The organism is Rhodopseudomonas palustris (genome assembly GCF_003591005.1).
In the GTDB taxonomy this organism is placed as follows: domain Bacteria; phylum Pseudomonadota; class Alphaproteobacteria; order Rhizobiales; family Xanthobacteraceae; genus Rhodopseudomonas; species Rhodopseudomonas palustris_K.
This window is the reverse complement of the sequence record NZ_QYYD01000011.1, coordinates 62,801-88,128: the sequence shown is the minus strand read 5'-3', so window position 1 is coordinate 88,128 and position 25,328 is coordinate 62,801. Positions and strand designations below refer to the sequence as shown.

The 25,328-nt window shown below is 66.0% G+C and carries 24 protein-coding genes; 14 read left to right on the top strand and 10 right to left on the bottom strand.

The window, feature by feature from the left end; all coding sequences use genetic code 11:
• Nucleotides 1-72 precede the first annotated feature (72 nt).
• A complete protein-coding gene (locus D4Q52_RS12370; RefSeq protein WP_119856870.1) occupies nucleotides 73-321 on the bottom strand; it encodes a hypothetical protein in 249 nt (82 codons plus the stop codon).
• Nucleotides 322-508: 187 nt separating this feature from the next.
• The gene (locus tag D4Q52_RS12365) at nucleotides 509-1,768 is read right to left on the bottom strand and encodes an MFS transporter (RefSeq protein WP_234831169.1); all 1,260 of its coding nucleotides are present in this window, start codon (nucleotides 1,766-1,768) and stop codon (nucleotides 509-511) included.
• A gap of 182 nt (nucleotides 1,769-1,950) precedes the next feature.
• Here D4Q52_RS12365 and folP point away from each other — a divergent pair, with 182 nt between their 5' ends.
• From folP to D4Q52_RS12300, 13 genes are all read left to right on the top strand, one after another.
• On the top strand, nucleotides 1,951-2,820 hold the full coding sequence (gene folP / locus D4Q52_RS12360) for a dihydropteroate synthase (RefSeq protein WP_119856868.1): 870 nt from the start codon (nucleotides 1,951-1,953) through the stop codon (nucleotides 2,818-2,820).
• On the top strand, nucleotides 2,817-3,194 hold the full coding sequence (gene folB, locus D4Q52_RS12355) for a dihydroneopterin aldolase (RefSeq protein ID WP_119856867.1): 378 nt from the start codon (nucleotides 2,817-2,819) through the stop codon (nucleotides 3,192-3,194). Before folP ends, folB begins: the two co-directional genes overlap by 4 nt.
• The gene (folK, locus tag D4Q52_RS12350) at nucleotides 3,187-3,690 is read left to right on the top strand and encodes a 2-amino-4-hydroxy-6-hydroxymethyldihydropteridine diphosphokinase (RefSeq protein WP_119856866.1); all 504 of its coding nucleotides are present in this window, start codon (nucleotides 3,187-3,189) and stop codon (nucleotides 3,688-3,690) included. Before folB ends, folK begins: the two co-directional genes overlap by 8 nt.
• A gap of 105 nt (nucleotides 3,691-3,795) precedes the next feature.
• Nucleotides 3,796-5,667, top strand: coding sequence for a methylmalonyl-CoA mutase subunit beta (locus tag D4Q52_RS12345; protein WP_119856865.1), 1,872 nt, complete (start codon nucleotides 3,796-3,798; stop codon nucleotides 5,665-5,667).
• Nucleotides 5,664-6,128, top strand: a complete 465-nt coding sequence (locus tag D4Q52_RS12340; protein ID WP_119856864.1) for a GFA family protein — start codon at nucleotides 5,664-5,666, stop codon at nucleotides 6,126-6,128. Before D4Q52_RS12345 ends, D4Q52_RS12340 begins: the two co-directional genes overlap by 4 nt.
• 60 nt (nucleotides 6,129-6,188) lie before the next feature.
• Nucleotides 6,189-8,348: a methylmalonyl-CoA mutase gene (gene scpA / locus D4Q52_RS12335; RefSeq protein ID WP_119856863.1), complete on the top strand. Its 2,160-nt coding sequence runs from the start codon at nucleotides 6,189-6,191 to the stop codon at nucleotides 8,346-8,348.
• Between the two features lie 35 nt (nucleotides 8,349-8,383).
• Nucleotides 8,384-8,701, top strand: coding sequence for a nucleotidyltransferase family protein (locus tag D4Q52_RS12330; protein WP_119856958.1), 318 nt, complete (start codon nucleotides 8,384-8,386; stop codon nucleotides 8,699-8,701).
• On the top strand, nucleotides 8,701-9,045 hold the full coding sequence (locus tag D4Q52_RS12325; RefSeq protein WP_119856862.1) for a HepT-like ribonuclease domain-containing protein: 345 nt from the start codon (nucleotides 8,701-8,703) through the stop codon (nucleotides 9,043-9,045). Before D4Q52_RS12330 ends, D4Q52_RS12325 begins: the two co-directional genes overlap by 1 nt.
• A 58-nt stretch (nucleotides 9,046-9,103) precedes the next feature.
• On the top strand, nucleotides 9,104-9,847 hold the full coding sequence (locus D4Q52_RS12320; RefSeq protein WP_234831168.1) for a DUF3298 and DUF4163 domain-containing protein: 744 nt from the start codon (nucleotides 9,104-9,106) through the stop codon (nucleotides 9,845-9,847).
• Nucleotides 9,831-10,823 carry a methylmalonyl Co-A mutase-associated GTPase MeaB gene (gene meaB / locus D4Q52_RS12315; RefSeq protein ID WP_119856957.1) on the top strand — a complete coding sequence of 331 codons (993 nt, stop codon included), beginning with the start codon at nucleotides 9,831-9,833 and terminating at the stop codon, nucleotides 10,821-10,823. The genes D4Q52_RS12320 and meaB overlap by 17 nt, the downstream gene beginning before the upstream one ends.
• A gap of 138 nt (nucleotides 10,824-10,961) precedes the next feature.
• Complete coding sequence (locus D4Q52_RS12310) at nucleotides 10,962-11,708, top strand: pyroglutamyl-peptidase I (RefSeq protein WP_425328480.1); 747 nt, start codon at nucleotides 10,962-10,964, stop codon at nucleotides 11,706-11,708.
• Nucleotides 11,709-11,774: 66 nt separating this feature from the next.
• Nucleotides 11,775-12,032, top strand: a complete 258-nt coding sequence (locus D4Q52_RS12305; protein ID WP_119856859.1) for a hypothetical protein — start codon at nucleotides 11,775-11,777, stop codon at nucleotides 12,030-12,032.
• Nucleotides 12,033-12,137: 105 nt separating this feature from the next.
• The gene (locus D4Q52_RS12300; protein WP_119856858.1) at nucleotides 12,138-13,493 is read left to right on the top strand and encodes a TIGR03808 family TAT-translocated repetitive protein; all 1,356 of its coding nucleotides are present in this window, start codon (nucleotides 12,138-12,140) and stop codon (nucleotides 13,491-13,493) included.
• A gap of 7 nt (nucleotides 13,494-13,500) precedes the next feature.
• Here the strand turns inward: D4Q52_RS12300 and D4Q52_RS26225 are convergent, their stop codons facing one another.
• From D4Q52_RS26225 to D4Q52_RS12280, 5 genes are all read right to left on the bottom strand, one after another.
• Nucleotides 13,501-13,851, bottom strand: a complete 351-nt coding sequence (locus tag D4Q52_RS26225) for a hypothetical protein (RefSeq protein ID WP_147407783.1) — start codon at nucleotides 13,849-13,851, stop codon at nucleotides 13,501-13,503.
• 193 nt (nucleotides 13,852-14,044) lie between these two features.
• Nucleotides 14,045-17,245 (bottom strand): helicase HerA domain-containing protein, encoded by a 3,201-nt coding sequence (locus D4Q52_RS26905; protein WP_119856857.1) that lies wholly within the window; start codon nucleotides 17,243-17,245, stop codon nucleotides 14,045-14,047.
• Nucleotides 17,242-17,925 (bottom strand): hypothetical protein, encoded by a 684-nt coding sequence (locus tag D4Q52_RS12290; protein ID WP_119856856.1) that lies wholly within the window; start codon nucleotides 17,923-17,925, stop codon nucleotides 17,242-17,244. Before D4Q52_RS12290 ends, D4Q52_RS26905 begins: the two co-directional genes overlap by 4 nt.
• Before the next feature lie 2 nt (nucleotides 17,926-17,927).
• Complete coding sequence (locus D4Q52_RS12285) at nucleotides 17,928-18,872, bottom strand: endonuclease domain-containing protein (protein WP_234831167.1); 945 nt, start codon at nucleotides 18,870-18,872, stop codon at nucleotides 17,928-17,930.
• Between the two features lie 187 nt (nucleotides 18,873-19,059).
• The gene (locus tag D4Q52_RS12280) at nucleotides 19,060-21,123 is read right to left on the bottom strand and encodes a methyl-accepting chemotaxis protein (RefSeq protein ID WP_119856854.1); all 2,064 of its coding nucleotides are present in this window, start codon (nucleotides 21,121-21,123) and stop codon (nucleotides 19,060-19,062) included.
• A 482-nt stretch (nucleotides 21,124-21,605) separates the two neighbouring features.
• Between D4Q52_RS12280 and D4Q52_RS12275 the strand changes: the two genes are divergently transcribed.
• Entirely contained in the window at nucleotides 21,606-22,610 is a 1,005-nt protein-coding gene (locus D4Q52_RS12275) for an alpha/beta fold hydrolase (protein WP_119856853.1), read from the top strand.
• Nucleotides 22,611-22,618: 8 nt separating this feature from the next.
• Here D4Q52_RS12275 and D4Q52_RS12270 read toward each other — a convergent pair whose 3' ends face one another.
• From D4Q52_RS12270 to D4Q52_RS12260, 3 genes are all read right to left on the bottom strand, one after another.
• Entirely contained in the window at nucleotides 22,619-23,197 is a 579-nt protein-coding gene (locus D4Q52_RS12270; RefSeq protein WP_119856956.1) for a TIGR03809 family protein, read from the bottom strand.
• A 647-nt stretch (nucleotides 23,198-23,844) separates the two neighbouring features.
• Nucleotides 23,845-24,717 (bottom strand): hypothetical protein, encoded by an 873-nt coding sequence (locus D4Q52_RS12265; RefSeq protein ID WP_119856852.1) that lies wholly within the window; start codon nucleotides 24,715-24,717, stop codon nucleotides 23,845-23,847.
• Complete coding sequence (locus D4Q52_RS12260; RefSeq protein ID WP_119856851.1) at nucleotides 24,714-25,283, bottom strand: sigma-70 family RNA polymerase sigma factor; 570 nt, start codon at nucleotides 25,281-25,283, stop codon at nucleotides 24,714-24,716. The genes D4Q52_RS12265 and D4Q52_RS12260 overlap by 4 nt, the downstream gene beginning before the upstream one ends.
• Nucleotides 25,284-25,328 lie beyond the last annotated feature (45 nt).

Here is a 25,328-nt window from a genome sequence, read left to right as displayed (position 1 = left end):
TGACGGCGTGTGGAAGCGGCGACGTCCTTCAACTCGCCACAGATTGAAATCGCTCGTTCGCGACTTCGCCTCTCAGAATCCCGCGAACTCGCTCGGCACCTCGCCAAACGCCTTGATCAACACCGCATCCTGAAACTCGCCGATCAACGGATCACCGGTTCGGCTGAACGCTACGGCCCCGGCATTCTCGGCCAGCCGTGCCAGCGCTTCCGCCCGCCTGATCGCCCCGCTGGCGCTCTGACACTCCGCCGGCTCACCCGCCACGACGCCGTCGTCCGACGCCCGAAACGGCAGCGCGACGTAGTAAGTCACATCCGCCATCTAACCACCTCCAAGCTTCGAACTGCGAAGAATGTTCACATTATGTTCTTCGCAAGTCAAGCAACGTTTCGAGGAGCCTGGCCGCCACAGTCGTTAACGACGGCAATCTGAATCCCGACGCTGAACATGAGTTGGCGATTGCCGGTCAGCATGACGTTCGCGGCGGCCAGCGCAGATGCGAGCTTCGTCAGGAGGAGGACGCGCCCGCACGGTGGGTGCTGTCGCTCGCGCTCATTCGCACTTTGGCCTCGAGGATCGGAAGATTGATCAAAGCCGCCAACAAGGCGAGCAGGATATCGGCGTACCACATCAACTGATAATCGCCATTGCGCGCCACCGCCAGTCCGCCCAGCCAAGCGCCGAAGAAACCGCCGATCTGGTGGGACAACAGCGTCAGGCCGAACAGTGTAGCCAGATAGCGCGTCCCGAACAGCTTGGCGACGAGCCCGGCCGTCGGCGGCACGGTGGCGAGCCAGGTGAAGCCGAGCGCCGCTGCGAACACGTAGAACGTGATCGGGTCTTTGGGCGACACCAGATAGATCGCGATGATCACCGCCCGGCTCGCGTACATCACGGCCAGGATGTACTTCATCCGACAAAAGTTGCCGAGCCAGCCGGCGCACAGGCTGCCGGCGATGTTGAACAGGCCGATGAGACCGATCGACGTGGCCGAGACCGCCGCCGACTGTCCGCATAGCGCCACCTCGCCGGGGAGATGCGTGACCAGGAAAGCGATGTGAAAGCCGCAGGTGAAGAAGCCCGCGTGCAGGCACAGATAGCTGCGATCACGCATCGACGTGCGGATCTGCGCCATCAGGTCTGACGAGGGCAGCGGATCGGCGGCCGGCTGTGCCGGGACATCGCGGCTGACCAGCCAGCTCAGCGGAATGGTGACGAGCGCACTCGCCGCCAGTGCGAACATGGCGACGACCCAGCCGAACGAACTGATCACGGCCTGGACAAACGGAGCGAACACGAACTGGCCGAACGAACCGCCGGCGTTGATAAAGCCCGCTGCGAACGAGCGCCGATCCGGCGACAGCCGCTGCGCGCTGGCGCCGATCAGCACCGAAAAGCTGCCGGCGCCCGCGCCTGCCGCGGTCAGAATCCCCATGGTCAGCACCAGGCCCCATTCGGAGTGGACCGTGAACGGCGTCAGCGCGAGGCCTGCGACCAGCAGCAGCGCTCCGCTCACAAGCGTGGCGCGCGGGCCGTGCTTGTCGGCGATGGCGCCGAACAGCGGCTGCACCAGTCCCCAGACGAACTGCGCGATCGCCAGCGCGAACGAGATCGCAACGATGCCGAGGCCCGTGCTGCTGTTGATGGGATCGATGAACAGGCCGGAGGTCTGCCGGATGCCCATCGTGATCATCAGGATCGCCGCCGCGCACAGCATGATGGTCCAGGATGACCAGCGCTCGCCCGGAGCTTTTCGACCTGCTTCCACGAATCTGCCTCTTCTTATTGGAGCGCTGGCTGCGCATATCACGTCCGGCGGCCGATGTCCGCGTGTGGTTCGTTGCTGCTGTTTTCTGGTCGCAACCACACGTCGGCCGTCGAATGGCCACCGGCAAACGGCCCCACGCTGCCCCGCTTGACAGTCCGCCGCTTCCCGCGCAAAGCGCTGGCATGAGCGCGGCGCAGCACATTCCGGCGACACCGACCGCAGCGGCGCGGTCCCATCCGCTGCGCGCGTTGCTGGCGCGCCCGGTGCCGGCCGTGATGGGCGTGCTCAACATCACCCCGGATTCGTTCTCCGATGGCGGAGACTTCATCTCGCCGGAGCGCGCGCGCGAGCATGCCGCGCGGATGATTGCCGAGGGTGCCGATATCATCGACATTGGGGCGGAGTCGACGCGGCCCTATGGCTCGCAGCCGGTCTCGGCCGAACAGGAGTTGCAGCGGCTGCGTCCGGTGCTTGCGGCTGTTGCGGCGCTCGGCGCGCCAGTGTCGATCGACAGCATGAAGGCCGAGGTGGTCGACTGGGCGCTCGCCAACGGCGCGTCGATTGCCAACGACGTCTGGGGCCTGCAGCGCGATCCGAAGATGGCGGCCGTCGTCGCCGCGCACGGCGCGCCCCTCGTGGTGATGCACAACCGCGAAGCGGTCGATGAGGCGATCGACATCATCGCGGATATCGACGCCTTCTTTGCGCGCTCGCTGGCGCTCGCCGCGCGTGCCGGCATCGCCGACACTCACATTGTGCTCGATCCCGGCATCGGCTTCGGCAAGACGCCGCGGCAGAGCATGATGGCGCTGGCGCGGCTCGCCGAGTTCAAGCATTTCGGTCTGCCGATCCTGGTCGGCGCCTCGCGCAAACGTTTTATCAGCACGGTCGTGCCGTCGGAGCCGAAGGACCGCCTCGGCGGCTCGCTTGCGGCGCATCTGATCGCGGTGCAGAACGGCGCGCGGATCATCCGCGCCCACGACGTCGCCGCCACCGCACAGGCGCTGAAGGTCGCGCACGCGATCACCACCAGCATCGAGGACAGCCGATGAGCGACATCATCTTCATCACCGGCCTGGTGCTGCATGCGCGGCACGGCGTGATGGATCACGAGACCGAAGTCGGTCAGCGCTTCGTCATCGACCTCGAACTCGCGATCGATCTTGCCGAGTCCTCGCGGACCGACCGGCTGTCCGACACCGTGTCCTATTCCAACGTGGTCGCCTGCGCGACCGCCGCGTTCAAGGATGCCAACTACAAACTCCTCGAACGCGCCGCCGGCGCCGTGGCCGAAGCGATCCTGTCGGCCTTCCCCAAAATCAGCGCGGTCAAGATCAAGGTGCACAAACCTCACGCGCCGATCCCTGCGATTTTCGACGATGTCGGCGTGATCATCACTCGCTCGCGCCAGGCGACGCATGGCTGAGGCCCTGATCGCGCTGGGCGGCAATGTCGGCGACGTCCGCGCGACGTTCGACAAGGCGATCGCCAACATCTGCGGCATGACCCAGGCCGAATTGCTGGCGCGTTCCTCGGACTACACCACGCCGCCATGGGGCGACGAGCAGCAGGATCGTTTCATCAACGCCTGCATCGCGATAGACACCTCGCTCGATCCGCACGCGCTGCTGTTCACGCTGCACAAGATCGAGAAGAAGTTCGGCCGCGACCGTGCCAATGAGCGTCGCTGGGGTCCGCGCACGCTCGATCTCGACTTATTGTCGTACGACGACGGGGTCATCAACCGCCCCGATCTCACGCTGCCGCATCCGCGGCTGTTCGAGCGCGCCTTCGTGCTGGTGCCGCTGGTCGAGATCCGGCCTGACGGGACCATCGGCGGACGGTCGCTCAAGGACGCCTTGGCGGCGCTCCCCACCGGTGGAATCGAGCGATTACCGCCACGCGGGCAATGCAGCATATAATTCTGCCGACTGCGCCTTTTGGCCCAAAACAACCGTTTGGCATGCCGCGCCCCGCGTGGCATTTTCCGGTGCAACCAAGTTTTGTGTCGGAGTCCGGTTTTCAAAATGTCTTCTGCAAACAACGAGCTCACGCTCGCCGCTGATTTCCCGCAGGCCGACCACGACCAATGGCGCAAGCTGGTCGATGGCGTGCTGAAAGGCGCCCCGTTCGAAAAGCTGGTCAGCAAGACGCATGACGGCCTGACCATTCAGCCGATCTATCCGCGCGCCAAAGCGGCCGCGCCGGTCGCCGGCCGCGCGCCCGCAGCGCCGTGGATCATCACCCAGCGGATCGATCATCCGGACGCGCGCGAGGCCAACAAGCAGGCACTGCACGATCTCGAGAACGGCGCGACCGGACTGGTGCTGGTGTTCGCCGGCAGCGTCGGCGCCCGCGGCTTCGGGCTGCCGCCGACCAAGGACGCGCTCGAGACGGTCCTCGAGGGCATTCATCTCGACGCCGGCATCGCAATCGAGTTGCAGTTCGCGCCGCAATCCTGCGACCTCGTTCGTCATCTCGCCGACCTGATCAAGCACCGCGGCACCGATCCGGCCGCCTGCAACATCCGCTTCGGCATCGATCCGCTCGGCGCCCGCGCCGTGCAGGGATCGAGCGCGTCCGGTTGGGCCGAGATCGCCGGCGGCGTCGCGCAAGTCGCCACCGGCCTCGCCAAGCTTGGGTTTAACTCCAACCTGCTCGCCGCCGACGGCCGCGTCATCCACGACGCCGGCGGATCAGAAGCCCAGGAGCTGGCGTTTGTGCTCGCCTCCGCCACGGCCTATCTGCGCGCGCTCGACGGCGCCGGTATGCCGCTCGACCAGGCGCGCAGCATGATCTATGCGCGGCTGTCGTCGGATGCCGATCAGTTCCTGACGCTGGCGAAGTTCCGCGCCTTGCGGCTGCTCTGGGCGCGCGTCGAGGAGAGTTGCGGGCTGGCCCCGAAGCCGCTGTTCGTCGCCGCCGAGAGCGCGTGGCGGATGCTGACGCAGCGCGACCCGTCGGTGAACATGCTGCGCGCCACCGTGGCGACCTTCGCGGCCGCAACCGGCGGCGCCAATTCGCTGGTGGTGCTGCCGCATACGCTGGCGCTCGGCCTGCCCGACGCCTTCGCGCGCCGCGTCGCCCGCAACACGCAGTTGATCCTTCTCGAGGAGTCCAACCTCGACAAGGTTGCCGATCCGGCCGCCGGCGCCGGCGGCATCGAGGCGCTGACGCAGGAGCTCTGCGCCTCAGCCTGGACGCAGTTCCAGGAGATCGAGAAAGCCGGCGGGGCGTTCGCCGCGCTCGCCGCCGGCCTCATCCAGCCGAAGGTCGCCGCCACCCGCGCGGCGCGCGACAAGGCGATCGGTAAACGCCGCGACGTGCTCACCGGCGCCAGCGAATTCCCGAACCTGCACGAAGCCCCGCCGACGGTGCTGAAGCTGACGCCCGCTGCCGTGCCGCCCGCCGGAGGCGTGACGATCAGCTTCGCTCCGCTGAGCCCGGTCCGGCTCGCCACGCCGTTTGAGTCATTGCGCGACAAGTCCGACGCCATGCTCGCCGCCAAGAGTGCCCGGCCAAAGGTCTTCCTCGCCAATCTCGGCACACCAGCCGACTTCACCGCGCGCGCGACTTTTGCCAAGAGCTTCTTCGAGACCGGCGGCATCGAGGCGATCGACAGCGAAGGCTTTACCGATCCGGCCGCGCTCGCCGCCGCCTTCAAGGCGTCCGGCGCGGCATTCGCCTGCCTGTGCTCGTCCGACAAGGCCTACCCGGCGCACGCGGCGCCGGCTGCCCAGGCGCTGCGCCAGGCCGGCTGCAAGCGGATCTATCTCGCCGGCCGCCCGGGCGAGCTGGAAGCCAGCCTGCGCGCGGCGGGTGTGCAGGAATTCATCTTCGCCGGCGGCGACGCTCTCGCGCTCCTCACCGACGCCTGGACCGAGATCGAGGCGGCATGACCGCGACCGGCAGACCCGTGCTGACCGGCGGCTGCCAGTGCGGCGCGCTCCGCTTCGCGCTGTCGGCCGCTCCGCTGCGCGTGACGCTGTGCCACTGCCGGATGTGCCAGAAGGCGAGCGGGGCTCCGTTCGCCTCGTTCGCCGACATTGCCAAGGACAGCTTCGCCTGGACCCGCGGCAAGCCGGCGTCGTTCCGCTCCTCCTCGATCGCCGAGCGCGACTTCTGCAAGGCCTGCGGTACACCGATGAGCTATCGGCGGATCGAAGGCACCAGTATCGAGATCATGACCGGAACCTTCGACCGGCCGGACCGGCTGGTGCCGACCTCGCAGTTCGGCACCGAGTCTCGTCTCGGCTGGGTCGGCACGATCGCAGCCCTGCCGAGCAAAACCACCAAGCAGAACTACGGACCCGAGAAGCTGGCCGACGTGTTCAGCTATCAGCAGCCGGACCACGACTGAGCCTCGCATGACGCGTCAAACCGGCCGTGCTAATCTCGGCGGGAACAGAGAACGAAGAACATGAGCAAGATTCCGAACTTCGCCGACCTCGCCTTCCAGCCCACCGACGCCCCTGCGCCCGCAGGCGAGGCGCAGCCGTGGCTGACGCCCGAAGGCATCCTGGTCAAGCCGGGTTACTCCGAAGCGGATGTCGCCGGCATCGATTTCCTCGACACTTGGCCGGGCACCGCGCCGTTCTTGCGCGGCCCCTACCCGACCATGTACGTCAACCAGCCGTGGACGATCCGGCAATATGCCGGCTTCTCCACCGCCGAGGATTCCAACGCGTTCTATCGCCGCAATCTCGCCGCCGGCCAGAAGGGCCTGTCGGTGGCGTTCGACCTCGCCACCCATCGTGGCTACGACTCCGATCATCCGCGCGTCGCCGGCGACGTCGGCATGGCGGGCGTGGCGATCGATAGTATCTACGACATGCGCACGCTGTTCGCCGGCATCCCGCTCGACCAGATGAGCGTGTCGATGACCATGAACGGCGCGGTGCTGCCTATCCTCGCGCTATTCGTCGCCGCCGCCGAAGAACAGGGCGTGCCGCCGGAGAAGCTGTCGGGCACCATTCAGAATGATATTCTGAAAGAGTTCATGGTGCGCAACACGTACATCTATCCGCCGACGCCTTCGATGCGGATCATCTCCGACATCTTCGCCTACACGTCGCAGAAGATGCCGAAGTTCAACTCGATTTCGATCTCCGGCTATCACATGCAGGAAGCCGGCGCGACGCAGGATCTCGAGCTCGCCTACACGCTGGCCGACGGCGTCGAATACGTCCGCGCCGGCATCGCGGCCGGGCTCGACGTCGACAAGTTTGCGCCGCGGCTGTCATTCTTCTGGGCGATCGGCATGAACTTCTTCATGGAAGTCGCCAAGATGCGCGCGGCGCGGCTGCTGTGGGCCAAGCTGCTCACGCAGTTCGATCCGAAGAACGACAAGTCGCTGTCGCTGCGCACGCATTGCCAGACGTCCGGCTGGTCGCTGACCGCGCAGGACGTCTACAACAACGTGATGCGCACCACGATCGAGGCGATGGCGGCGACCCAGGGCCACACCCAGTCGCTGCACACCAACGCGCTCGACGAAGCGCTGGCGTTGCCGACCGACTTCTCGGCCCGCATCGCCCGCAACACCCAGCTGTTCCTGCAGCAGGAGAGCGGCACCACGCGCATCATCGATCCGTGGGGCGGCAGTTACTACGTCGAGCGGCTGACCCACGACCTCGCCGTCAAGGCCTGGGGCCACATCCAGGAAGTCGAGGCGCTCGGCGGCATGGCCAAGGCGATCGAAGCCGGCGTGCCGAAGCTGCGTATCGAAGAAGCCGCCGCCAAGACCCAGGCGCGGATCGACACTGGCCGCCAGTCGGTGATCGGCGTCAACAAGTACAAGCCGACCGAGGAAGCGCCGCTCGATGTGCTCAAGGTCGAGAATTCCACCGTGCGGCGGCTGCAGATCGACAAGCTCGGCCGCCTGCGCAAGGAGCGCAAGCAGGCCGACGTCGATGCCGCCCTCGCCGCGCTGACCAACGCTGCGTCCGATGGCACCGGCAATCTGCTGGCCCTGGCGATCGACGCGGCACGCGCCAAGGCCACCGTCGGCGAGATTTCCGACGCGCTGGAGACCGTCTACGGCCGGCACCGCGCCGAGATCCGGTCGCTGACCGGCGTCTACAAACGGGAGGCTTCGACCATGTCGGACCGCGTGGAGAAGGTGCAGGCGCTGATCGATGCGTTCGAGGACGCCGAGGGCCGGCGGCCGCGCATCCTGGTCGCCAAGATCGGCCAGGACGGCCACGACCGCGGCCAGAAGGTGATCGCCTCGGCGTTCGCCGACATCGGCTTCGACGTCGATATCGGGCCGCTGTTCGCCACCGCCGACGAGGCGGCGCGCCAGGCGGTGGAGAACGACGTCCATATTCTCGGGGTGTCGTCGCTCGCCGCCGCGCATCTCACCGCGGTGCCGGAGCTCAAGGCCGCGCTGAAGAAGCAGGGCCGCGAGGACATCATGATCATCATCGGCGGCGTCGTCCCGCCGCAGGACTACGACGCGCTGAAGAAGTCCGGCGCCGAGGCGATCTTCCCGCCCGGCACCGTGATCGCCGACGCCGCCGAAGAGCTGATCCACAAGCTCAACGCGAGGCTGGGGCACACGAGCCAGGCGGCGGAGTAGCTGCGGGACGACCGGCGATGTGGTACGATGACGGCATGACAACCGTTCTCGACATGCCGCTGGCGACCATCCTCGCCCGCCTTCGCGAGAAGGCGGATGCTCTGAGGGCAGAGGGCGTCGCCAAGCTGTACGTGTTCGGTTCGCGTTCGCGCGGCGACGCGCGGCCGGACAGTGATCTAGATGTGTTGGTGGAATTGAGGTCCGACTTCGCGATAGGCTGGAAGACGCCGCTTGAGATCGGGTACCTCTGCGAAGAGGCCACCGGTATATCAACCCAAGTGACGCTACGCGGCGATCACCTCAAGCCCCGTTTTCTCGAACGCATTGCCGACGACCTGGTCGAGGCGCTTTGATGCCGCCTTCCGCCGAAGACCGCCTTCGCGACATCATTGAGGCGATCGATCGCATCGAAAAGATGCTGACGAACTGCAGCCAGGCCGAATTCGAGGCTGACATCATTCGGCGGATGGCAACCGAGCGTTATCTTGAGATCGTTTGCGAGGCAGCGCGCCGACTTCCCGAGGACCTTAAGCAGCAGGCTGCTCACATCGATTGGCGCAAGATGGTAGACTTCGCCAATCGGCTTCGACATGCCTACCACGAGACCGAGGTTGGCGTCGTCTGGGGGATCATCAATCTTCACCTTCCGCCGCTCAGATCTTTCGTCGAGACCCGCATTCGGGACGGCAGTAACTAATGGTACGCGGATGATAGCCCCCATACGCAGGACAACGATCGCGCTTCTCGTCAGCGTGATGTCGCTCCTCTCCCCCGCCCTCGCCGAGCCGGCCAAGCCTAAGCCCGACTATGCGGTGAAGACCAAGGCGATCGACGGCACGGTGCTGCTCGATGCGGCCATCAAGGCTGATGCGAAGCTGGCGGAGAACTGCCTCGCCGAAGGCAAGAAGTACATCGCCGCGCAGCGCGCCGAAGCCGAGCCGGAATACAAGAGCGATCCCGAACTGTTCCGCAACGGGCCGTGGACCTACGAGCGCAGCTACACGCAGGACTCGCTGGTCGCTAACCGCTATGTCAGCGTGCTGCGCATGGACTACAGCTACACCGGCGGCGCGCATCCCAACACCGAGATCGATACGATCCTGTGGGACAAGCAGCAGGCCAAACGCATCAGCATCCGGCCCTTCTTCACCGAGCTTGCCGATGGCGGCCCGGCGATGCAGGCGATGGTCAAGGGCGTGCTGGCGTCGCTGAAAGCCGAGAAGAAGGCCCGCGGCACCGAGGATGACGGCGACGACTACGTCAAGAGCATCGAGCCGAAGCTGCTGAAGATCGGCCCGGTGACGCTCGCCCGATCGACCGAGGCCGGCAAAAGCTCGGGCCTCGTGTTCCACTACGCGCCCTACGCGGTCGGCGCCTATGCGGAAGGCAGCTACGACGCCTACGTGCCGTGGCAAAGCTTGAAGCCTTATTTGTCCGCGGAAGGCAACGCGATTTTCGGCGGCGATCGCCCGAAAGGCGATGATGACCGCAACAAGTAAGAAGCCGCTCGATCTGCCGTCGCTGGCCAGCGAGGTGCGCGATGGGCACCGCGCGGCGCTGGCGCGCGCGATCACGCTGATCGAAAGCCGCCGCGGCGATCATCAGGCGTCCGCACGCGCGCTGGTGCAGGAGCTGTTGCCGCTGACCGGCCGCGCGATCCGAGTCGGCATCACCGGCTCGCCCGGTGTCGGCAAGTCGACCACGATCGACGCGCTCGGCATGTATCTGATCGAGCAGGGCCACAAGGTCGCGGTGCTGGCGGTCGATCCATCGTCGGCGCGCACCGGCGGCTCGATCCTCGGCGACAAGACCCGAATGGCGCGGCTGTCCGCCGAAACGGGCGCCTTCATCCGCCCCTCGCCCTCCTCCGGCACGCTTGGCGGCGTTGCGGCGAAGACGCGCGAAGCGATGCTGCTGTGCGAGGCCGCCGGCTTCGACGTCGTGCTGGTGGAAACCGTCGGCATCGGCCAATCCGAAACCGCGGTCTGCGATATGACCGATTTCTTCCTGGCGCTGATGCTGCCGGGCGCCGGCGACGAACTGCAGGGCATCAAGAAGGGCCTGGTCGAACTCGCCGACATGATCGCGATCAACAAGGCCGACGGCGACAACATCGCCCGCGCCAATCTGGCGGCCGGCGAGTATCGCGCGGCGCTGCATATCCTGACGCCGCGCTCGGTGCATTGGCAGCCGCCGGTGCAGACTTATTCGGCGATGACCGGCGCCGGCATCGCCGAACTGTGGCACAGCGTGCTGGCGCATCGCGACGCGACGACGCCCTCCGGCGAGCTCGATGCCCGCCGCCGCGAGCAGCAGGTCAAGTGGATGTGGACCATGCTCGAGGACCGCTGGAAAGCGCGGCTCAAGAGCGACCCCGCGATCCGCGCCAAGGTGAAACATACCGAAGCCGACGTCGCCGCCGGCCGCCTCACCCCGGCGATCGGCGCCGATGCGATCGCGGAATTGCTGGCGTGATCGATCGGCACGCACATCCGTCGGACGCCCGCGGCGCCCAGCGCGAAAGCCCGACGAATTTAGGTACCATCTCTCCGCCCGTCATGCCCGGCCTTGTGCCGGGCATCCACGCCCTGCGGCAGAAGTCACGAAAAAGGCGTGGATGGCCGGGCCTTCGCCGCGCCGAAGGGGCTACGGCCCCGCAGGCGGGACAAGCCCGGCCATGACGAATCTGGTGTTAGTTGGACCATGACGGCTCCCCTTCGCATCCTGATCACCGGCTTCGGCCCGTTCCCGGGCGCGCCGTATAATCCGACGCCGACGCTGGTGGATCGGCTGGTGAAGCTGCGGCGGCCAGCATTCGATGCGGTCGAGCGTATCGGCCATGTCTTCCCAGTGAGCTATCGCGCCGTCGACCGCGAGTTGCAGCAACTGCTCGCCACACACCGGCCCGACGTGCTGCTGATGTTCGGGCTCGCCGCACGCACAAGGCATTTGCGCATCGAAACGCGCGCCCGCAATGCGGTGACCATGCTGTGGCCGGACGCGGAGCGGACGACGCTACGCACTGCTTCGATCGAGCCGGGTCAGGACGCGCAACATTTTGGCCCGCATGCCGCCAAGCTGCGGCGCGCTGCCCTCGCCACTGGGATTGATGCCCGCCTCTCCCGCGACGCCGGCCGATATCTCTGCAACTATCTGAGCTGGCGGGCGATCGACGCGACGCACGGGCCGCAGGGCCCCCGCCTCGCCGCCTTCATCCACGTCCCGCTGCTGTCCCGCGACGGGCGACCTTGGCCCGGCGGCAGCATCGGTGCCGAGCATCTGGTCGACGCGGGCGAAGCGATCCTGCTGGAATTGATCCGGGAAGCCCGGCGCGGCCGGCTCCTGCTCACGACGGCGTGATTCCAGCCCGCGGGCCCCGGCGAGAACCAGCCTCCTTGCTCCGCGTTGGGATCGAGGAGGACCGCGATGCCTTATGCGCTGTATTGCGACGACGCCAAGATCAGCAAGGCTTATCCGACCGAGGCGAGTGTATGGAAACACGCGCTGGAGAGCGGCCTGGTCGTCGACGTCGACCCGGGCGACGAATCGCCAAGGCCCCGCCGCATTCTCGACAACGGCTACGAGATCCGCGCCTGCGCGCCCGAAGCCGGCGAGAATCCCGAGCACAACGACGCCGAGGCGCACGCCGGGCGCGACTATCAACTCTCACGCAGCGCCGCCTGACGATTAACCCTAGCGCCAAACATCGCGTTGCTGCGACACCGTCGTCCGTCACTGGGCGGCGGCTTTTGCGTTACGAGATCGCATGGCTCACGCAGGGGCGCAGACATGACGATCCATCGGCGCGAAATGCTCGGCGCGATCGCCGGCGGCCTCACTCTGGCGACGACGCCGCTGGCCGCCGCACCGTTGACCTCCAAACGCGGCCGCGATGCGACGCAGCTCGACGTTCGGCCTGATAGTTCAGAGGATCAAACCGCCGCGCTGCAACGCGCCATCGACGACGCTGCGGAGCGCCGCGTCCCCCTCGCATTGCCGCCCGGAACCTACCGCACCGGCACATTGCGGCTGCCCTCCGGTGCGCAGCTCAGCGGCGTGCGCGGCGCGACGCGGCTGGTGCTGACGGGCGGTCCCTCGCTGTTCGACAGCGCCGGCGCCGACGCGCCGACGCTATCCGGGCTGATCCTCGACGGTGCCAGCATTCCCCTGCCGGCGCGGCGCGGTCTGGTACATTGCGTCGGCGCCCGAGCGCTGCGCATCGAGCAATGCTCGATCACGGCGAGTGGCGCCAGCGGCATCTGGCTGGAAACGACCTCCGGGACGATCAGCGACAATATCCTGACGGCGATCGCCGTGACCGGCGTCGTGTCGTTCGATGCGCGCGGCCTGCGCGTCGACGGCAACACCATTCTCGGCGCCAGCCACAACGGCATCGAAATCCTCCGCACGTCGGTCGGCGACGACGGCACGCTGGTCACCGGCAACCGCATCGAGAACATCACGGCCGGGCCCGGTGGCTCCGGGCAGTACGGCAACGCCATCAATGCGTTTCGCGCCGGCAATGTCATCGTCAGCGGCAACCGCATCAGGAACTGCGATTACTCCGCGGTCCGCGGCAATTCGGCGTCGAATATTCAGATCACCGGCAACAGCGTCAGCGATGTCCGCGAAGTCGCGCTGTATTCGGAATTCGCCTTCGAAGGCGCCGTCATCGCCAACAACACCGTCGACGGCGCAGCGCTCGGCGTTTCGGTCTGCAACTTCAACGAAGGCGGCCGGCTCAGCATCGTACAGGGCAACATCATCCGCAATCTGAGGCCGAAGCGCCCGATCGGCACCGCGCCGGATGACGACGCCGGCATCGGCATCTATGTCGAGGCCGACACCGCAGTCACGGGCAACGTGATCGAGAACGCGCCGTCGTTCGGCATCGTCGCCGGCTGGGGCCGCTATCTGCGCGACGTCGCGATCACCGGCAATGTCGTGCGCAAGGCGTTTGTCGGCATCGGGGTCTCCGTCGCGGATGGCGCCGGCACCGCGGCGATCAGCGGCAACGTCATCGCCGACGCCCAACGCGGCGCCGTGGTCGGGCTCGATCACGCCAAGCCGGTGACGCCGGATCTGACGAAGCCGAATGCCGCGCGGTTCGCCCAAATCGCACTCGGCAGCAATTCGGTGCGCTGATCCGCGTTTACTGATACGCCGCCGCGAAGTAGCTGCGCTCCAGCCTATAGCGACCGCCGACATCGCGATACACTTGTCGCAGGCACTTCCGGCCGTTGCACAAGGCCGTCGAACCGTCACGGCATCGCAAATGTTCGAAATGCAGCACGATGGTCGTCGGTGCGTAGGTTGCAAAATAATGTCCCGCGATCGCGCCGCTGGGGCATCGTGCGGAAACTGCACGCTGAACATCATGAGGCAGAAGCGCTAAGTGATCCGAATTCCAAAGCGGGTCTTTTGGTGCCAGCGCGGAAGCTGCATCAGAGGTCCCACCCAGCGCGATCAGCGCCATGCTCGTCATCACGGCTCGTGAGATCATGGCATCCCTCGTCAGTTGCGGCGCAACTCGCAGCGCGCCTTGGTCGATCCTGACGAAGATAGGCGGGTGAAGCTGACAGGAGGCTGGCAAGCGAGCCCGCGACCGGTCGCAGCGCTGCCGCGACCGCGACGCGCTATCAACATCGCCCAGCCCGCCTGAGCGATGGGTCCAAGCGATGCGACGGACGCTTTGCCTACGCGGTCGCGTTCACTCGTCTGGCCAGTCGCACCACTTCGTCTGGCGTCGGTGGATTGGCGGGATGATAACTGAGGCAGATTGGGGTTTTGATCTTGCCCGGTTTGCCGGAGCCTTCGGTGGCGAAATAGAACTCGCCCGCCTTCAGCTTGCCGATGTCATCGGCGCGGCCGCCGCTGGCCTCGATGATCTCCTGGGCGGCCGCGATGGTCGCCGGCGCGCTCTGCTTGCCGTTGAACTGCGTGGTGCAGTTCGACACGATCTGGTTGTGAATGCCGCGCGGTACCTGGCTCGCGACGATCATGCCGAGTCCGTATTTGCGCGCCTGCGCGACCAGCTTGATGCCGCTGCCGAGGCTGAGCGCCGGCTTCTGCGACGGCAGGAAAGTCTGCGCCTCGTCGATCACGTAGAGCAGACCGGTCTTCGAAGGATGGCGCTTGATCCAGCTGAACAGCGCCATCTGCAGCCGGTTGACGAAATCTTCGCGCGCCGCGTCGGTGGCGAGGCCGGACAGATTGATCACCGAGAGCCGCACCCGCGCCGGATCCTTGCCGAAGAACAGCAGCTTCGGATCAAGCACCGGGCCGTCGGCGCGGAGCAGCGGATTGGTCGCGACGGCGGCATGCAGCTGATCGGCCATTCCGGCCGCGAGCTTGGCGGCATTGCCGATCGGGCTTAGCCCGTCCGGCAACTCGCTCAGCAAGGCGATGAAATCCTGCAATTCGCCGCCGCCGCCGGCCGCGAAATGCCGCAGGGCTTCGGCGAGCACACCCCGCTGCAACGCGTTCTTTGCGCCAGCGAGCGGGCCGAGCGTTTCGGCGGCCATTTCGGTCGCCTGCTGGCGTTCGTCCTTGTCGGGGCCGAGGCCGGCGAAATCCGGCATCACCGGCAGAAACAGCGGATTGCCCCCGTGCACGCCTGGCGTCCATACCACCACTTCGACCTTGTCGGCGTAGCGCTGCGCCTTGGCGTCATCCTCGTCGGTGAAGGAGTCCGGCCTTGACGGCCATGGGTCGCCCAGCCGCGACAGATCGTTGTTCGGATCGATCACGATCGCCGGTATTCCGGCGAGCGCCGCCTCCTCGACAATCCGCCGCAGCAGGACGGTCTTGCCCGAGCCGGAGCCGGCGATAATCGCGGTATGCCGCGGCAACAGGCGTAGCGGCACGGCGACGGCTTCGCCGCCGACCGCGATGCGTCGGCCGACCGGGATCGAGTCCGAGCCCGTCGAGGCTGGCGCCGCGGCCGCCGACGGGCGCGGCGGCGCCGGCGCAGGATCTCGCACAGTCGTTGCGGGCGGCGGTGCAGCCTCGGGCGGCGGCGCTGGCGGCGCAGCGGCCTTGTCGGTCGCAGCGCTGCTCTGCGCGCCTGTCACCGTCGGTGTCGCAGGCGGCGGGCTCAGGCCGGCCTGTTTGAAGAATTGCGTCGCGAACAACGGTTTGTCGGCGCGCAGCCAGGACTCGAATTCGGCGCTTCGGCCATCCGCCAAAGCCTGCTGGCTCATCTGGCGCAGCGCCACGAACACGCGCAGATCCGCATCTGCAGGATCGATCACGACGCCGCCCGACTTCTCGAACAGCTCGAACAGCTGCCGGGTCTTGGCGCCGCCGGGAATCGGGCTGCGGCGCACCAGCACCAGATGGCGGTCGGCGATCTTGGCGTTGATGCCCGACGCGGTGAGCGCCGCGCGCAGCCGCGCCTGGAACGAGATCGCGTGAGTATGTTCGAGCGCGCGAAAGCAGAAGTGCCGCTCCCGATCGTTCTCGGCATGATAGGTGAACGTCAGCCGGCCGTGCAGCGGCGGCACCTTCTGCGCCGGGTCGCCGCGGCTCTCCAGGTCGCTCGATTCATCGGGCTCGAACTCACGGGCGTAGAGTTCGAATACTTCGCGCAGCAGCCCCGCCAGCTTGCCGTCGTCGTCAGCAACGATCAGGTCGTCCACCTCGGCAGCGGCGATGTGGCGCTGCAAGTCCTGTGCGAAGCCGTTGCGGGGGCTCGCGCCCTCCGGCCGAGCGACGACCTCGCCGAGCTCATCGCATTCGGTCACCGTGCCGGCCTCGATCCAGCGGCGGCGCAGCGCGTCGCAGCGCATCAGGATGGTCCGCGGCGTCGTAATCACGCCGGCGGCGGCCTCGATCGCCTTATCGGTGAACGGCCAGCTTGGATAAGGTGGTGTGAAATTCAGCGACTCGTAGGCGGGCGCAAGCCGGCTGACGATCAGGCTGCGAATATCGGCCGGATCCTTCATCTCGCGCAGATTGAGCGGCTCGCGATAGCGCTGCGCGAATGGTGTCAGTCCGGTTCTTTGCAGAGCCTGCCAAGAGTTGAACAGACAGGTCACCACAGTCATGGTGCGATAGCCGACGTCGTACAGCTCGAGCAATCCGGCCGCGAGAGCTTCGCCAAGGCCGGGATTGAGCGTATCATCGTCGACGCGCGCGCTGACGATGCTCGGATTGACGACGCCGTCGATCTGATCGATCGCCACCATTGTCGGCCCGGCGATACTCATGATCCATGACATGCCCCGCACCAGATCGACCGGCGGCGGCGGCGGCCGCAAGAAGCCGAGCGCGGCGCGGGCCTGTTCGTCGGCGTCGTAGCCCTGCAGCCAGGCATGGGCGAGCCCCGCGCTGTCGATATCGTTGGAGCGCAGCAGGCACATCGCGCGGAACACGTCCTGGTGCTTCAGCGTGTTCGGCATGTCGTGCCGCATCAGGCCCTTGACCAGCACGTCGACGATCTTGCGCGCTTCGATGTTCGGAATGCTGAACGCGGTCTCGACCTCCTTCTCCACCTTGAAGCGCCTGGCCACGCCCGCCAAAACGGCTTCGAGCTGGCGGCGCCCATCAGCCATCGGCTGCAGCAACGAGGTGATGTAGCTCAGCGCGGCATTGCGCCAAAAATCCGTCAGTCCCATCACTTCGAGCAGCACGAACCAGCCGCCATTCTCCCACACCTGGCGACGCAGCTGGCCGACGAAATGCGTCTTACCGATGCCGGCGTGGCCGGTCAGCGGCACGCCGCGGCCGTGCGAGGCCGGCCCCAACGTCTCCCGCAAAAATTCTTGGACGACCTGCTCGATGATGTCGCCGTTGGGACCGAGATTGTCGCTGGTGCCGTCGTCGATCCAGATGCTGTCGAGAGAGCGAACCCAATTGAAATCGGCGACGCGGAGTGCCTGCAGTGCTTGAGTCATGCCTGAAACCAAATGAAGTGATATGGATCGCCGCCGGCGCTGAAAGCGGCGTGGGCCTCGTCAGTTGAAATATCTTTGGGATCGTCGTTGCGGCCGAACCCGGCGCCGCGTTCGGTCTTGTGGATCCGCAGCAATGCGGCATCGACCGTTGCGCTGTCGAGGTCGGGCAGCTCGGCGCGGAGCTTGCCTAAAGCGACGGGCTCGCCCCGGCGGCCATTGGTAATCGTCAAATAAGCCTGCTCGATCCGCGCCCGCACCTGCTCCGGCGTCGGCGGGGATGCAGGCTTCGGCTCGCGCGGCCGCGGCGGCGCCGGAGTTCTCTTACGCTTCGGTGCCTTGTCTTTCGCGGACGCAGCGGGCGGCCAGTCCGGCGCCTGTCCGATGAAGTCGGCGAGCGTCTCGCCGTTCTTGTCGAGATGCTGCTGCAGCAGCGCCAGCCATTGCTGTAGCACCTGATAGTTCTTCGGCAGTTCGTCGCCGAGATGCTGGCCGGCCCAGGCCCAGCCCTTGTCCTCGAGCTTGAGGCCGATCGAGCGGCCGATCTTGGTGCTGGAGATCAGCCGCTCGGCCACCAGGGCCTCGCGGTCCGTCTTCTCGACTTTGGGAACGATCTCGCCTTGCATCGCCTGGCCCTGGCGGCCGAGCAGGCACCACATGATCAGAGTTTGTTTGGGGGTCATGGTCACGACTGGATGTTGAGCGTTGATTGACGGAAGCGCACCACCATTCGGATCTTCTCGACGGCGGCCTGCAGGTCGGTGCTGACCTGTTGATTGGTGATCCGCAGCACCAGATGGCCGGCGACTAACAGCTCGTAGTCGCGGTGGCGGTCGTTGGCGAAATTCGGATCAGCTTGGTGCTCCGGACCGTCGAGTTCGACCACGATCCGTCCGTCGCGCCACAACAGATCAACGCGCGGATTGCCATAGCCGCCCAGTGCAACGGTCTGGTTACAGGCAAACAGCGGCCCGAGTTCGCCGTCCTGCTGCAGGGCGGCGGCGACGCGCTGCTCGATCAGACTGGCGTGATGCGCTTGGCCGGTCGGAGCGATGAAGCGTGTCAGCAGCGGCTCGGCGGTGGCTACGACCGCGATAGCTCCGTACAGCAAGCGCTCGAACGGGGGGACTGCTGCGGGCCGGCTGGGGAACAGCGCCACCACCGATGCGCCTTGCCCGGCGCACCATTCCAGCACCTGAATGAGCGGAGCCGCGCGCGCGGCGTCGACCGGATCGATCAGCGCCACCAGAATCGGATCGTGCGGCCCGATCGCCCGCATCAGTTGCGTGAACGCGATCGACCGCGCGATCCGCCGGAACACCGGCGCGTAGCCGGCGGCGGCGCGTTTCGACGCCGCACGAAACCACGGCGCCGACACATCGGATCGGCCGGTCGGCAGCACAGGCAGGCCGTCCGGCTTGACGCAGTCCTGACCATACCAACGCGGCCAACAGCCGAGCGCCAGCTCAGCCAGGTCATCGATCAATTGCCTCAGAATGACTTCCGTGCTGCGTCCAGTCGGCAGGATCAGCGCCGGCCGCTCGGCTTGCGAGGTCGTCAGGGCCTGCCGGATCTCATCGACGCCGATGCCGGTAATTGTCAGCCGCTCGCCAGCAGCGAGGCGGGTCACCCGTTCGCCCAGCTCGCTCAACCCGATGACGGCGGACGATCGAGATTGCAGCCTGACTTCCATGCAACCGCAGGATGGCAAACTCGTCCGCGGCGCGCAACAGCGATGTTGCGTAGTTCAACAAGCGGGCTCGGCGCAGCGCTTTGCGCCAAGACCGCTTGTTTGATCATCTCACACAGTCAGCCCCTCACGCCGCCCGCACCGTCTCGACGAACCGCCCGACCTCGTCGCGCAGCCGGCTGCTGTCGCGCGAGAGCGACTGCGCGGCGGATAGCACTTGCGTCGAGGCGGTGCCGGTTTCGGTGGCGCCTCGCTGCACGTCGGTGATGTTCGACGATACCTGCTGGGTGCCGCGCGCAGCCTGCTGAACGTTGCGGGAGATCTCCTGCGTCGCCGCGCCCTGCTCTTCCACCGCGGAAGCGATGGTCGAGGCGATCTCGGACATCCGCTCGATGGTGCCGCCGATCTCGCGGATCGCCCCGACCGAGTCCTGCGTCGCCGCCTGCATGCCGGTGATCTGCTGGCTGATCTCGCCGGTCGCCTTGGCGGTCTGTTCGGCCAGCGCCTTGACCTCCTGCGCCACCACGGCGAAGCCGCGGCCGGCATCGCCCGCCCGCGCCGCTTCGATCGTGGCGTTGAGCGCCAACAGATTGGTCTGCCCGGCGATGGTGTTGATCAGGTCGACGACGTCGCCGATGCGGTTGGCGGCCTCCGACAGCTGACCGATGCGCGTGTTGGTCTTGCGGGCCTGGTCGACGGCTTCGCCGGCGATGCGCGCGGCTTCCTGAACCTGCCGGCCGATTTCGGAGATCGACGAAGCCATCTGTTCAGTGGCCGAAGCGACCGACTGCACATTAGCGGAAGCCTGCTCCGACGCCGCGGCGACCGAGGTCGCCAGCTCCTGTGAGCGATCCGCGGTCGACGTCAGCGTGCCGGCCGACGATTCCAATTCGGTCGAGGCCGCCGATACGGTGTGGATGATCTCGCCGACGGCGCCCTCGAAATCGTCGGCCAACCGCCGCATCTCGGCCTTGTGCTGTTCGGCGACGCGGCGCTCGGCTTCTTCCTGCTCTTCCTTGAGCCGCTTGACGTCGAGCGCGTTGGACTTGAACACTTCGACCGTGCAGGCCATCAGCCCGATCTCGTCGAGCCGGCCGGAGCCGGCGACTTTGACCTCGAGGTTGCCCGCGGCGAGTTCGCGCATCGTATCGGAAATCTGCACGATCGGACGCGACACCGCACGGCCGATCAGCCACGCCAGCACGATGCCGAGTAGCTGCGCCGAGATGGTGATGATCAGCGTCTGCGACCTGGTATCGAACACCTGCGCCTGGGTGGCGTGGCTGATCTGCTGCTGCTCGGTGGTACCGATCTGGTTGATGCGCCCCGCCGCGGCCGCCAGCGTGCCCGCCACCTTGCCCATCTCGGCGATCTTGGCATCGACGCCGGCGACATCCGCCGCCGCCTGCCGAAAGCCGTCCACATAGACCGCCAGGTCCGCTTCGATCGCGGCGATCTGCTTCTGCTCCGAGCCGGTGTCGACCGAATTCTTCAGCGCCGACAGCGCGGTCTTCAGATCGGCCAGCGACTTCTCGGCCGTGCCGAGCCCATCCTTCTCGAGTCGGACGCCCAGCATCTTGCTGGCGGCGAGCCGCAACATCATGAAGCTCTTCAGGCCCTGCCCGACCAGCAGCGCATTGCGGCCGTCGCCGTCGCCGGTCATGGTCGCGCTCTGCAGCTGTTCGAACTTCGCCATCAGGCGCTGCCCCACCGGACCGAGAACGTCCGTCGTGATCCGGTTCTGATCGCGGCGCAGCTTGACCACCTCGGCGAACTTGCCGCTGTACTGACCGAACTGCTGATCGATCTCGGTCAGCAGCGTATGTATCTCGGGATTCTGGATCTGGTGCATGCCCTGGGCGATGCTGGCCGCGAGTTTCCGACCAGCCTGCTCGGCGTCGCCGACCAATGGCTCGTCGCCCGTGAGCCCGTACTCGCGAACGAGATTTCGTACGTCCGCGAAGCTGGTCTCGATCTTGTGCGCGAGGTCGACGACTTCGACGCGCTGACCGAACGACGTGACCGCCGCTCCCAAGCTGCCGAAGCTGGTGTAGTTCATCACCGCGAGGATGGCCATCAGCACCTGAATGGCGGCAAAGCCGATTGCAATTTTGGCGCTGATCTTGCGATTGGTGAACAGCGCCAGCGGGCTGAAGGAACGAGGTGTGATCGGCGTTGGTGTGTGGGTCATGATCCGACTTTCACTGCGGGCGCGAATACGCGCGCGGCTGCGACCTTCCGGTGCACGGCAGGCAGCGATCCGCGTCGCAGCGTCGACACGATCGTCGCGTCGGATCTCCCCCGGCGTGCTGATGATATCTGCGGCGGACGGCACCGTCCGCTGGCCTCAGGTGCACCCGGAATCATTTGGAAAGTTTAAAGAGGCAAGCCGCACAACCGTTCAAATAAGCGTCGCAATTGCACGCTGCCGAGCGACGCTGAGAGCTTGACATGGGTCAAACCGATCGCGCCGACGCCTGACGATGTTGGGTTTCTCGGCCGTCTTGCGGCCGCGGCGTCGACCGGCCCAGCAACAAGCCGGAGCTACCGGCCGCCATGTCTTCGCCGAAAGTCTAGTCTATCCTTCCGTATCATTCGCTGCGTCGCTGGACCGCCGGAACGAGTTGCACGGTTGCGCGTCGTGGTTGGATCTCCTCGCCTCGATGGACGCTCATGCCTGATTTTCTGAAGATGTTGTTCGCTGCTGCTGTCGTGACGACGCCGTCCTTCGCGCTCGCCGACGGCGCGCCGCGCGAGCCCTACGGGATCAACCTGGAAGGCTACGCCTATCCGTATCCGGTGCAGTCATTTGCCGTGGTGTCGGGCGGCGAGCAGCTCACCATGGCCTATATGGACGTCGTGCCGGCGCAGCCGAACGGCCGCACCGTGGTGCTGCTGCACGGTCGCAATTTCCCGTCGAGCTATTGGGCGCCGGTGATCAGGATGCTAAGCGACGCCGGGTACCGCGTGGTGGCGCCGGACCAAGTCGGCTTCGGCAAATCCTCGAAGCCGAGCGGCGATCTGCATTTCGACGATCTCGCCCGCAACACCATCGCTCTCTTGGACAAGCTCGGCATTGCCAGGGCCGATGTCGTCGCACATTCGCTCGGCGGCATGCTGGGCGTTCGCATCGCCCGCGCCTATCCGGACCGCGTCGACCATCTGGTGCTGACCGCGCCGATCGGGCTGGAAGACTATCGGCTCTACGTGCCGCCGACACCGACCGACAAGATCGTCGCGAGCGAGGACAAGCTGACTGCCGACGGCTATCGCAAGCAGCTCGAAACCAACTACGCGTTGAAGCTGCCGCCCGAGCAGGTCACGCCGTTCATCGATGCCCGCTTCAATATCAAGGGCAGCCCGGACTATCCGCGATGGCTGCGTTCGTTCGTGGCGTCGGCGCAACTGATCTATCGCGAGCCGGTGGCGCACGAGATCCCGCTGATCACCCGCCCGACGCTGTTCATCATGGGCGCCGACGATCACAACGCGCCGGGCAAGCCCAGCGCCCCGGAGCCGCTGCGCGCCAGGATGGGACAGAACGCCGAATTGGCCAGGAAGCTTGCCGCCGAAATGCCGAGCGCGCGCGCCGAGGTGCTGCCGAATACCGGGCATCTGGTGTTTCTCGAAGCGCCCGATCGCTATCGCGAGCTGGTGCTCGACTTTCTTGCCAAGTAAAGCGCCGCTCAGCCGGCGCGGCGTAGCAGCGGGTAACGCTCGGCCAACACCGCGACGTCGAGGGCGTGCTGCCAAGCCGGTGGCGCGTCTTTGCTTTCGTCGAGGATCGGTGGCTCGATGGCGAGCTCGGGCTCCGCAGGTGGCACGATGCACAGATGCGGCGCAGCGGCCTCGATGGGATCAAAGTCCGAACGATCGCACTCGGGCGAAGCGGGCAAGGTTGCGCTGTAAATCTGCACCGGCTCTGGTGCGGCAGGCGGGGGAATAACGTTGAACACCCGCGTCGGCTCGATGGCGGTCTCATCGCTGAGATAGAAGATCGGCCGCGGCGCCAGATCCTTGTTGTGGCCCAGCCATGACAGGTCGATCGGATGATTGTCGACCGTCGCCTCGCGATACAATAGGTCCTGCCAGGTATCGACCGCTGCCTTAGCCTCCTGGATGTTCTCCAGAAACGCCGTCTCGGTAAAGAAACGCCGCCAGCGGCCGGTCTCGAACAAGTCAGTGAGGTATTCCAGTCGCTGTTCTGCGAGCACACACCAGCGCTCAACGATCGCGCGACCGCGCATCGCGTCGGTGACTTCCATGATCATTCCGCCGAAAGGGGGGAGACGAACGCGACGCTACTTACGAATCAACGCAAGCATATGGAGCATTTTGTTAACAAAAATTTACCATGTCCAGCCGGCGGTGCCCCCGTGTCGCCACGAAGATAGGGCCGCCGCGAATCGGGATCGCCTGGATGACACGAGAATGACAGTCTTGTGCTGATCCAAAGAAAGGACCCGCCCGGGGGGACAGCCGGGCGGGTCACAAGCCATATTGGCGCTGGGGTGGATGGGCGCTCGCGCCGAATACAGCCTCAATGGGGCTTTGCGCTCCCACGATGATTAGTCAAAACGACCGCGGCAAACGTTCAATGCGGGTAGCGAATTTTTCTCAGAAGCTGGCGGGGAGAACGGCCAGCAGATCGATGCTCGTACCTCTGTCTCCGTCGTGTCAGGTACAAGGCCATCCGTTGATACACTGAAGCGCTGGTCTATCGCCCTCTCCACAGGGACTAGTCCTCATCCTGCGAGGCTGGCCGGTGAATGCCCGTTTAGGTTGGGGCCCCCCATCTCGACGCGTCATGCCCGGCCTCGTGCCGGACATCCACGCTTCGCTGCCGGAAATGCAGAAAAAGGCATAAATGGCCGGAGCAAGCCAGGCCATGACGAACGACTGTGGCATTCCGCTACGGTGCCGGCAGCGCCATGGTGACAAGCGGCTCTTTCTCCAGCCTGGCGATCAGCCGCGCCTGGTCCTGCTGCGACTTGGCCCCACTGAACTGCAGCCGGAACACGCCACCCTTGCTGCTGTCGATCACAGACGCCTGATAGCTGTCGAGCAGCGCCGTGATATCGGAGATACGTGCATCCGGAGCGAAGCGCACGAAAGCCCGCTGACTGACCTCACCGCCGAGGCTGCGAGTGAGCGGCGCGGCCCGCTGCGTTGCGGGCGGTACCGCGGTCGAGCGTGACGTGTCCGCCGTAGGCGGTGCAGCAGCGGGCGGCGGTGTCGCAGCAGGCGGTGACGACGGCGCGGGAGCCGCTGGCGCCGGTAGGCGCTCCTCGCCGCGCGGCGCCGGTGCGCGATCAAATTGTGGCTGATAGGTGCCGGTTTCCAGCACTCCGCCCGGTGACCACACCAGCATCGCGCCGATCAGCCCAGCCTGCAGGACCAGCGCCATGCTTGCCACGGAAGCCGACCAGGTCAGCACCTTCGGCGAGAGCCCCTTCACGAAGCCCGCGAAGCGAGTGCCGAAACCCGGCCCGGCCGGCTTCATGCCTGCCCGCGCCGCCTGCGCCGGCTCGGCATCGATCGCTGCGAACAGCTTGTGCATCGCCTTCGACGACGGCGCGCCGAGGCTCTCGTTCAGCTCAATGGTCGCGGCATATTCTTCCAGCACCGCTGCGTATTGCTTGGCGAGTTCAGGATCGCGGTCCAGTGCCTCGCCGACCAGGCGCATGTCGCGAGCGCTCAACGTGCCGGCCGCATACCACGGCAACAGCGCCTCGATGTCGCCCGGCTCCCGATGCTCAAGCATCGATTTGCTCATCGCCATCATGGCCAGCCTCGCTGCACGCCGGCTGCCTGAAGCAGATCGGCCAGTTTCTTGCGCGCATAAAACAATCGGGTCTTCACGGTGTTCTCCGGAATGCCGACGATAGTGGCGACCTCTTCCACCGACTTCTCGTGGTAGTAGACGAGATCGATGATTTCCCGATGGTCGGGCGAAAGACCTTCAAGGCACTTCCGCAAAACATCGCCCGTGTCCTTCTTCTGGACAGTCACTTCCGGATCGTCGGAAGGGTCTTCGATCGCGGCAGCGGCTTCATCGTCGAGTTCGGCGTCCTTGCGGCGTCGCAGCGCCGACAGCGCCTTGAACCGCGTGATCGCCAGCAGCCAGGTGGAAACAGATGACCGCCCCTCGAACTTCCCCGCCTGGCGCCAGACGTCCAGAAAAACCTCGCTGATAAGTTCTTCAGCGATCTGTTCGTTCCGCACCAGCCTCAGCCCGAAGCGAAAGACCCGCACGTGATGCCTGCCATAGAGGACTTGCATCGCCATTCGGTCGCCCTGGGCGATCCGAGCGATCAGATCCTCGTCCGCAGTCCCCTGCCTGGTAATCACTGGCCGCCTCGCAACATAGGTCGGCCGAAACCTGCGGAAGGTTCG

What these genes read in the sequence shown, in the direction of transcription:
- folK (WP_119856866.1), top strand. Translation starts at nt 3,187, where the DNA reads ATGGCTGAGGCCCTGATCGCGCTGGGCGGCAATGTCGGCGACGTCCGC.
- D4Q52_RS12340 (WP_119856864.1), top strand. Translation starts at nt 5,664, where the DNA reads ATGACCGCGACCGGCAGACCCGTGCTGACCGGCGGCTGCCAGTGCGGC.
- D4Q52_RS12265 (WP_119856852.1), bottom strand. Translation starts at nt 24,717, where the DNA reads ATGATGGCGATGAGCAAATCGATGCTTGAGCATCGGGAGCCGGGCGAC.
- D4Q52_RS12345 (WP_119856865.1), top strand. Translation starts at nt 3,796, where the DNA reads ATGTCTTCTGCAAACAACGAGCTCACGCTCGCCGCTGATTTCCCGCAG.
- D4Q52_RS12330 (WP_119856958.1), top strand. Translation starts at nt 8,384, where the DNA reads ATGACAACCGTTCTCGACATGCCGCTGGCGACCATCCTCGCCCGCCTT.
- D4Q52_RS12370 (WP_119856870.1), bottom strand. Translation starts at nt 321, where the DNA reads ATGGCGGATGTGACTTACTACGTCGCGCTGCCGTTTCGGGCGTCGGAC.
- D4Q52_RS26225 (WP_147407783.1), bottom strand. Translation starts at nt 13,851, where the DNA reads ATGATCTCACGAGCCGTGATGACGAGCATGGCGCTGATCGCGCTGGGT.
- D4Q52_RS12320 (WP_234831168.1), top strand. Translation starts at nt 9,104, where the DNA reads ATGTCGCTCCTCTCCCCCGCCCTCGCCGAGCCGGCCAAGCCTAAGCCC.
- D4Q52_RS12270 (WP_119856956.1), bottom strand. Translation starts at nt 23,197, where the DNA reads ATGGAAGTCACCGACGCGATGCGCGGTCGCGCGATCGTTGAGCGCTGG.
- D4Q52_RS12290 (WP_119856856.1), bottom strand. Translation starts at nt 17,925, where the DNA reads ATGACCCCCAAACAAACTCTGATCATGTGGTGCCTGCTCGGCCGCCAG.
- D4Q52_RS12300 (WP_119856858.1), top strand. Translation starts at nt 12,138, where the DNA reads ATGACGATCCATCGGCGCGAAATGCTCGGCGCGATCGCCGGCGGCCTC.
- folB (WP_119856867.1), top strand. Translation starts at nt 2,817, where the DNA reads ATGAGCGACATCATCTTCATCACCGGCCTGGTGCTGCATGCGCGGCAC.
- D4Q52_RS26905 (WP_119856857.1), bottom strand. Translation starts at nt 17,245, where the DNA reads ATGACTCAAGCACTGCAGGCACTCCGCGTCGCCGATTTCAATTGGGTT.
- folP (WP_119856868.1), top strand. Translation starts at nt 1,951, where the DNA reads ATGAGCGCGGCGCAGCACATTCCGGCGACACCGACCGCAGCGGCGCGG.
- D4Q52_RS12325 (WP_119856862.1), top strand. Translation starts at nt 8,701, where the DNA reads ATGCCGCCTTCCGCCGAAGACCGCCTTCGCGACATCATTGAGGCGATC.
- D4Q52_RS12305 (WP_119856859.1), top strand. Translation starts at nt 11,775, where the DNA reads ATGCCTTATGCGCTGTATTGCGACGACGCCAAGATCAGCAAGGCTTAT.
- D4Q52_RS12275 (WP_119856853.1), top strand. Translation starts at nt 21,606, where the DNA reads ATGCCTGATTTTCTGAAGATGTTGTTCGCTGCTGCTGTCGTGACGACG.
- D4Q52_RS12280 (WP_119856854.1), bottom strand. Translation starts at nt 21,123, where the DNA reads ATGACCCACACACCAACGCCGATCACACCTCGTTCCTTCAGCCCGCTG.
- meaB (WP_119856957.1), top strand. Translation starts at nt 9,831, where the DNA reads ATGACCGCAACAAGTAAGAAGCCGCTCGATCTGCCGTCGCTGGCCAGC.
- scpA (WP_119856863.1), top strand. Translation starts at nt 6,189, where the DNA reads ATGAGCAAGATTCCGAACTTCGCCGACCTCGCCTTCCAGCCCACCGAC.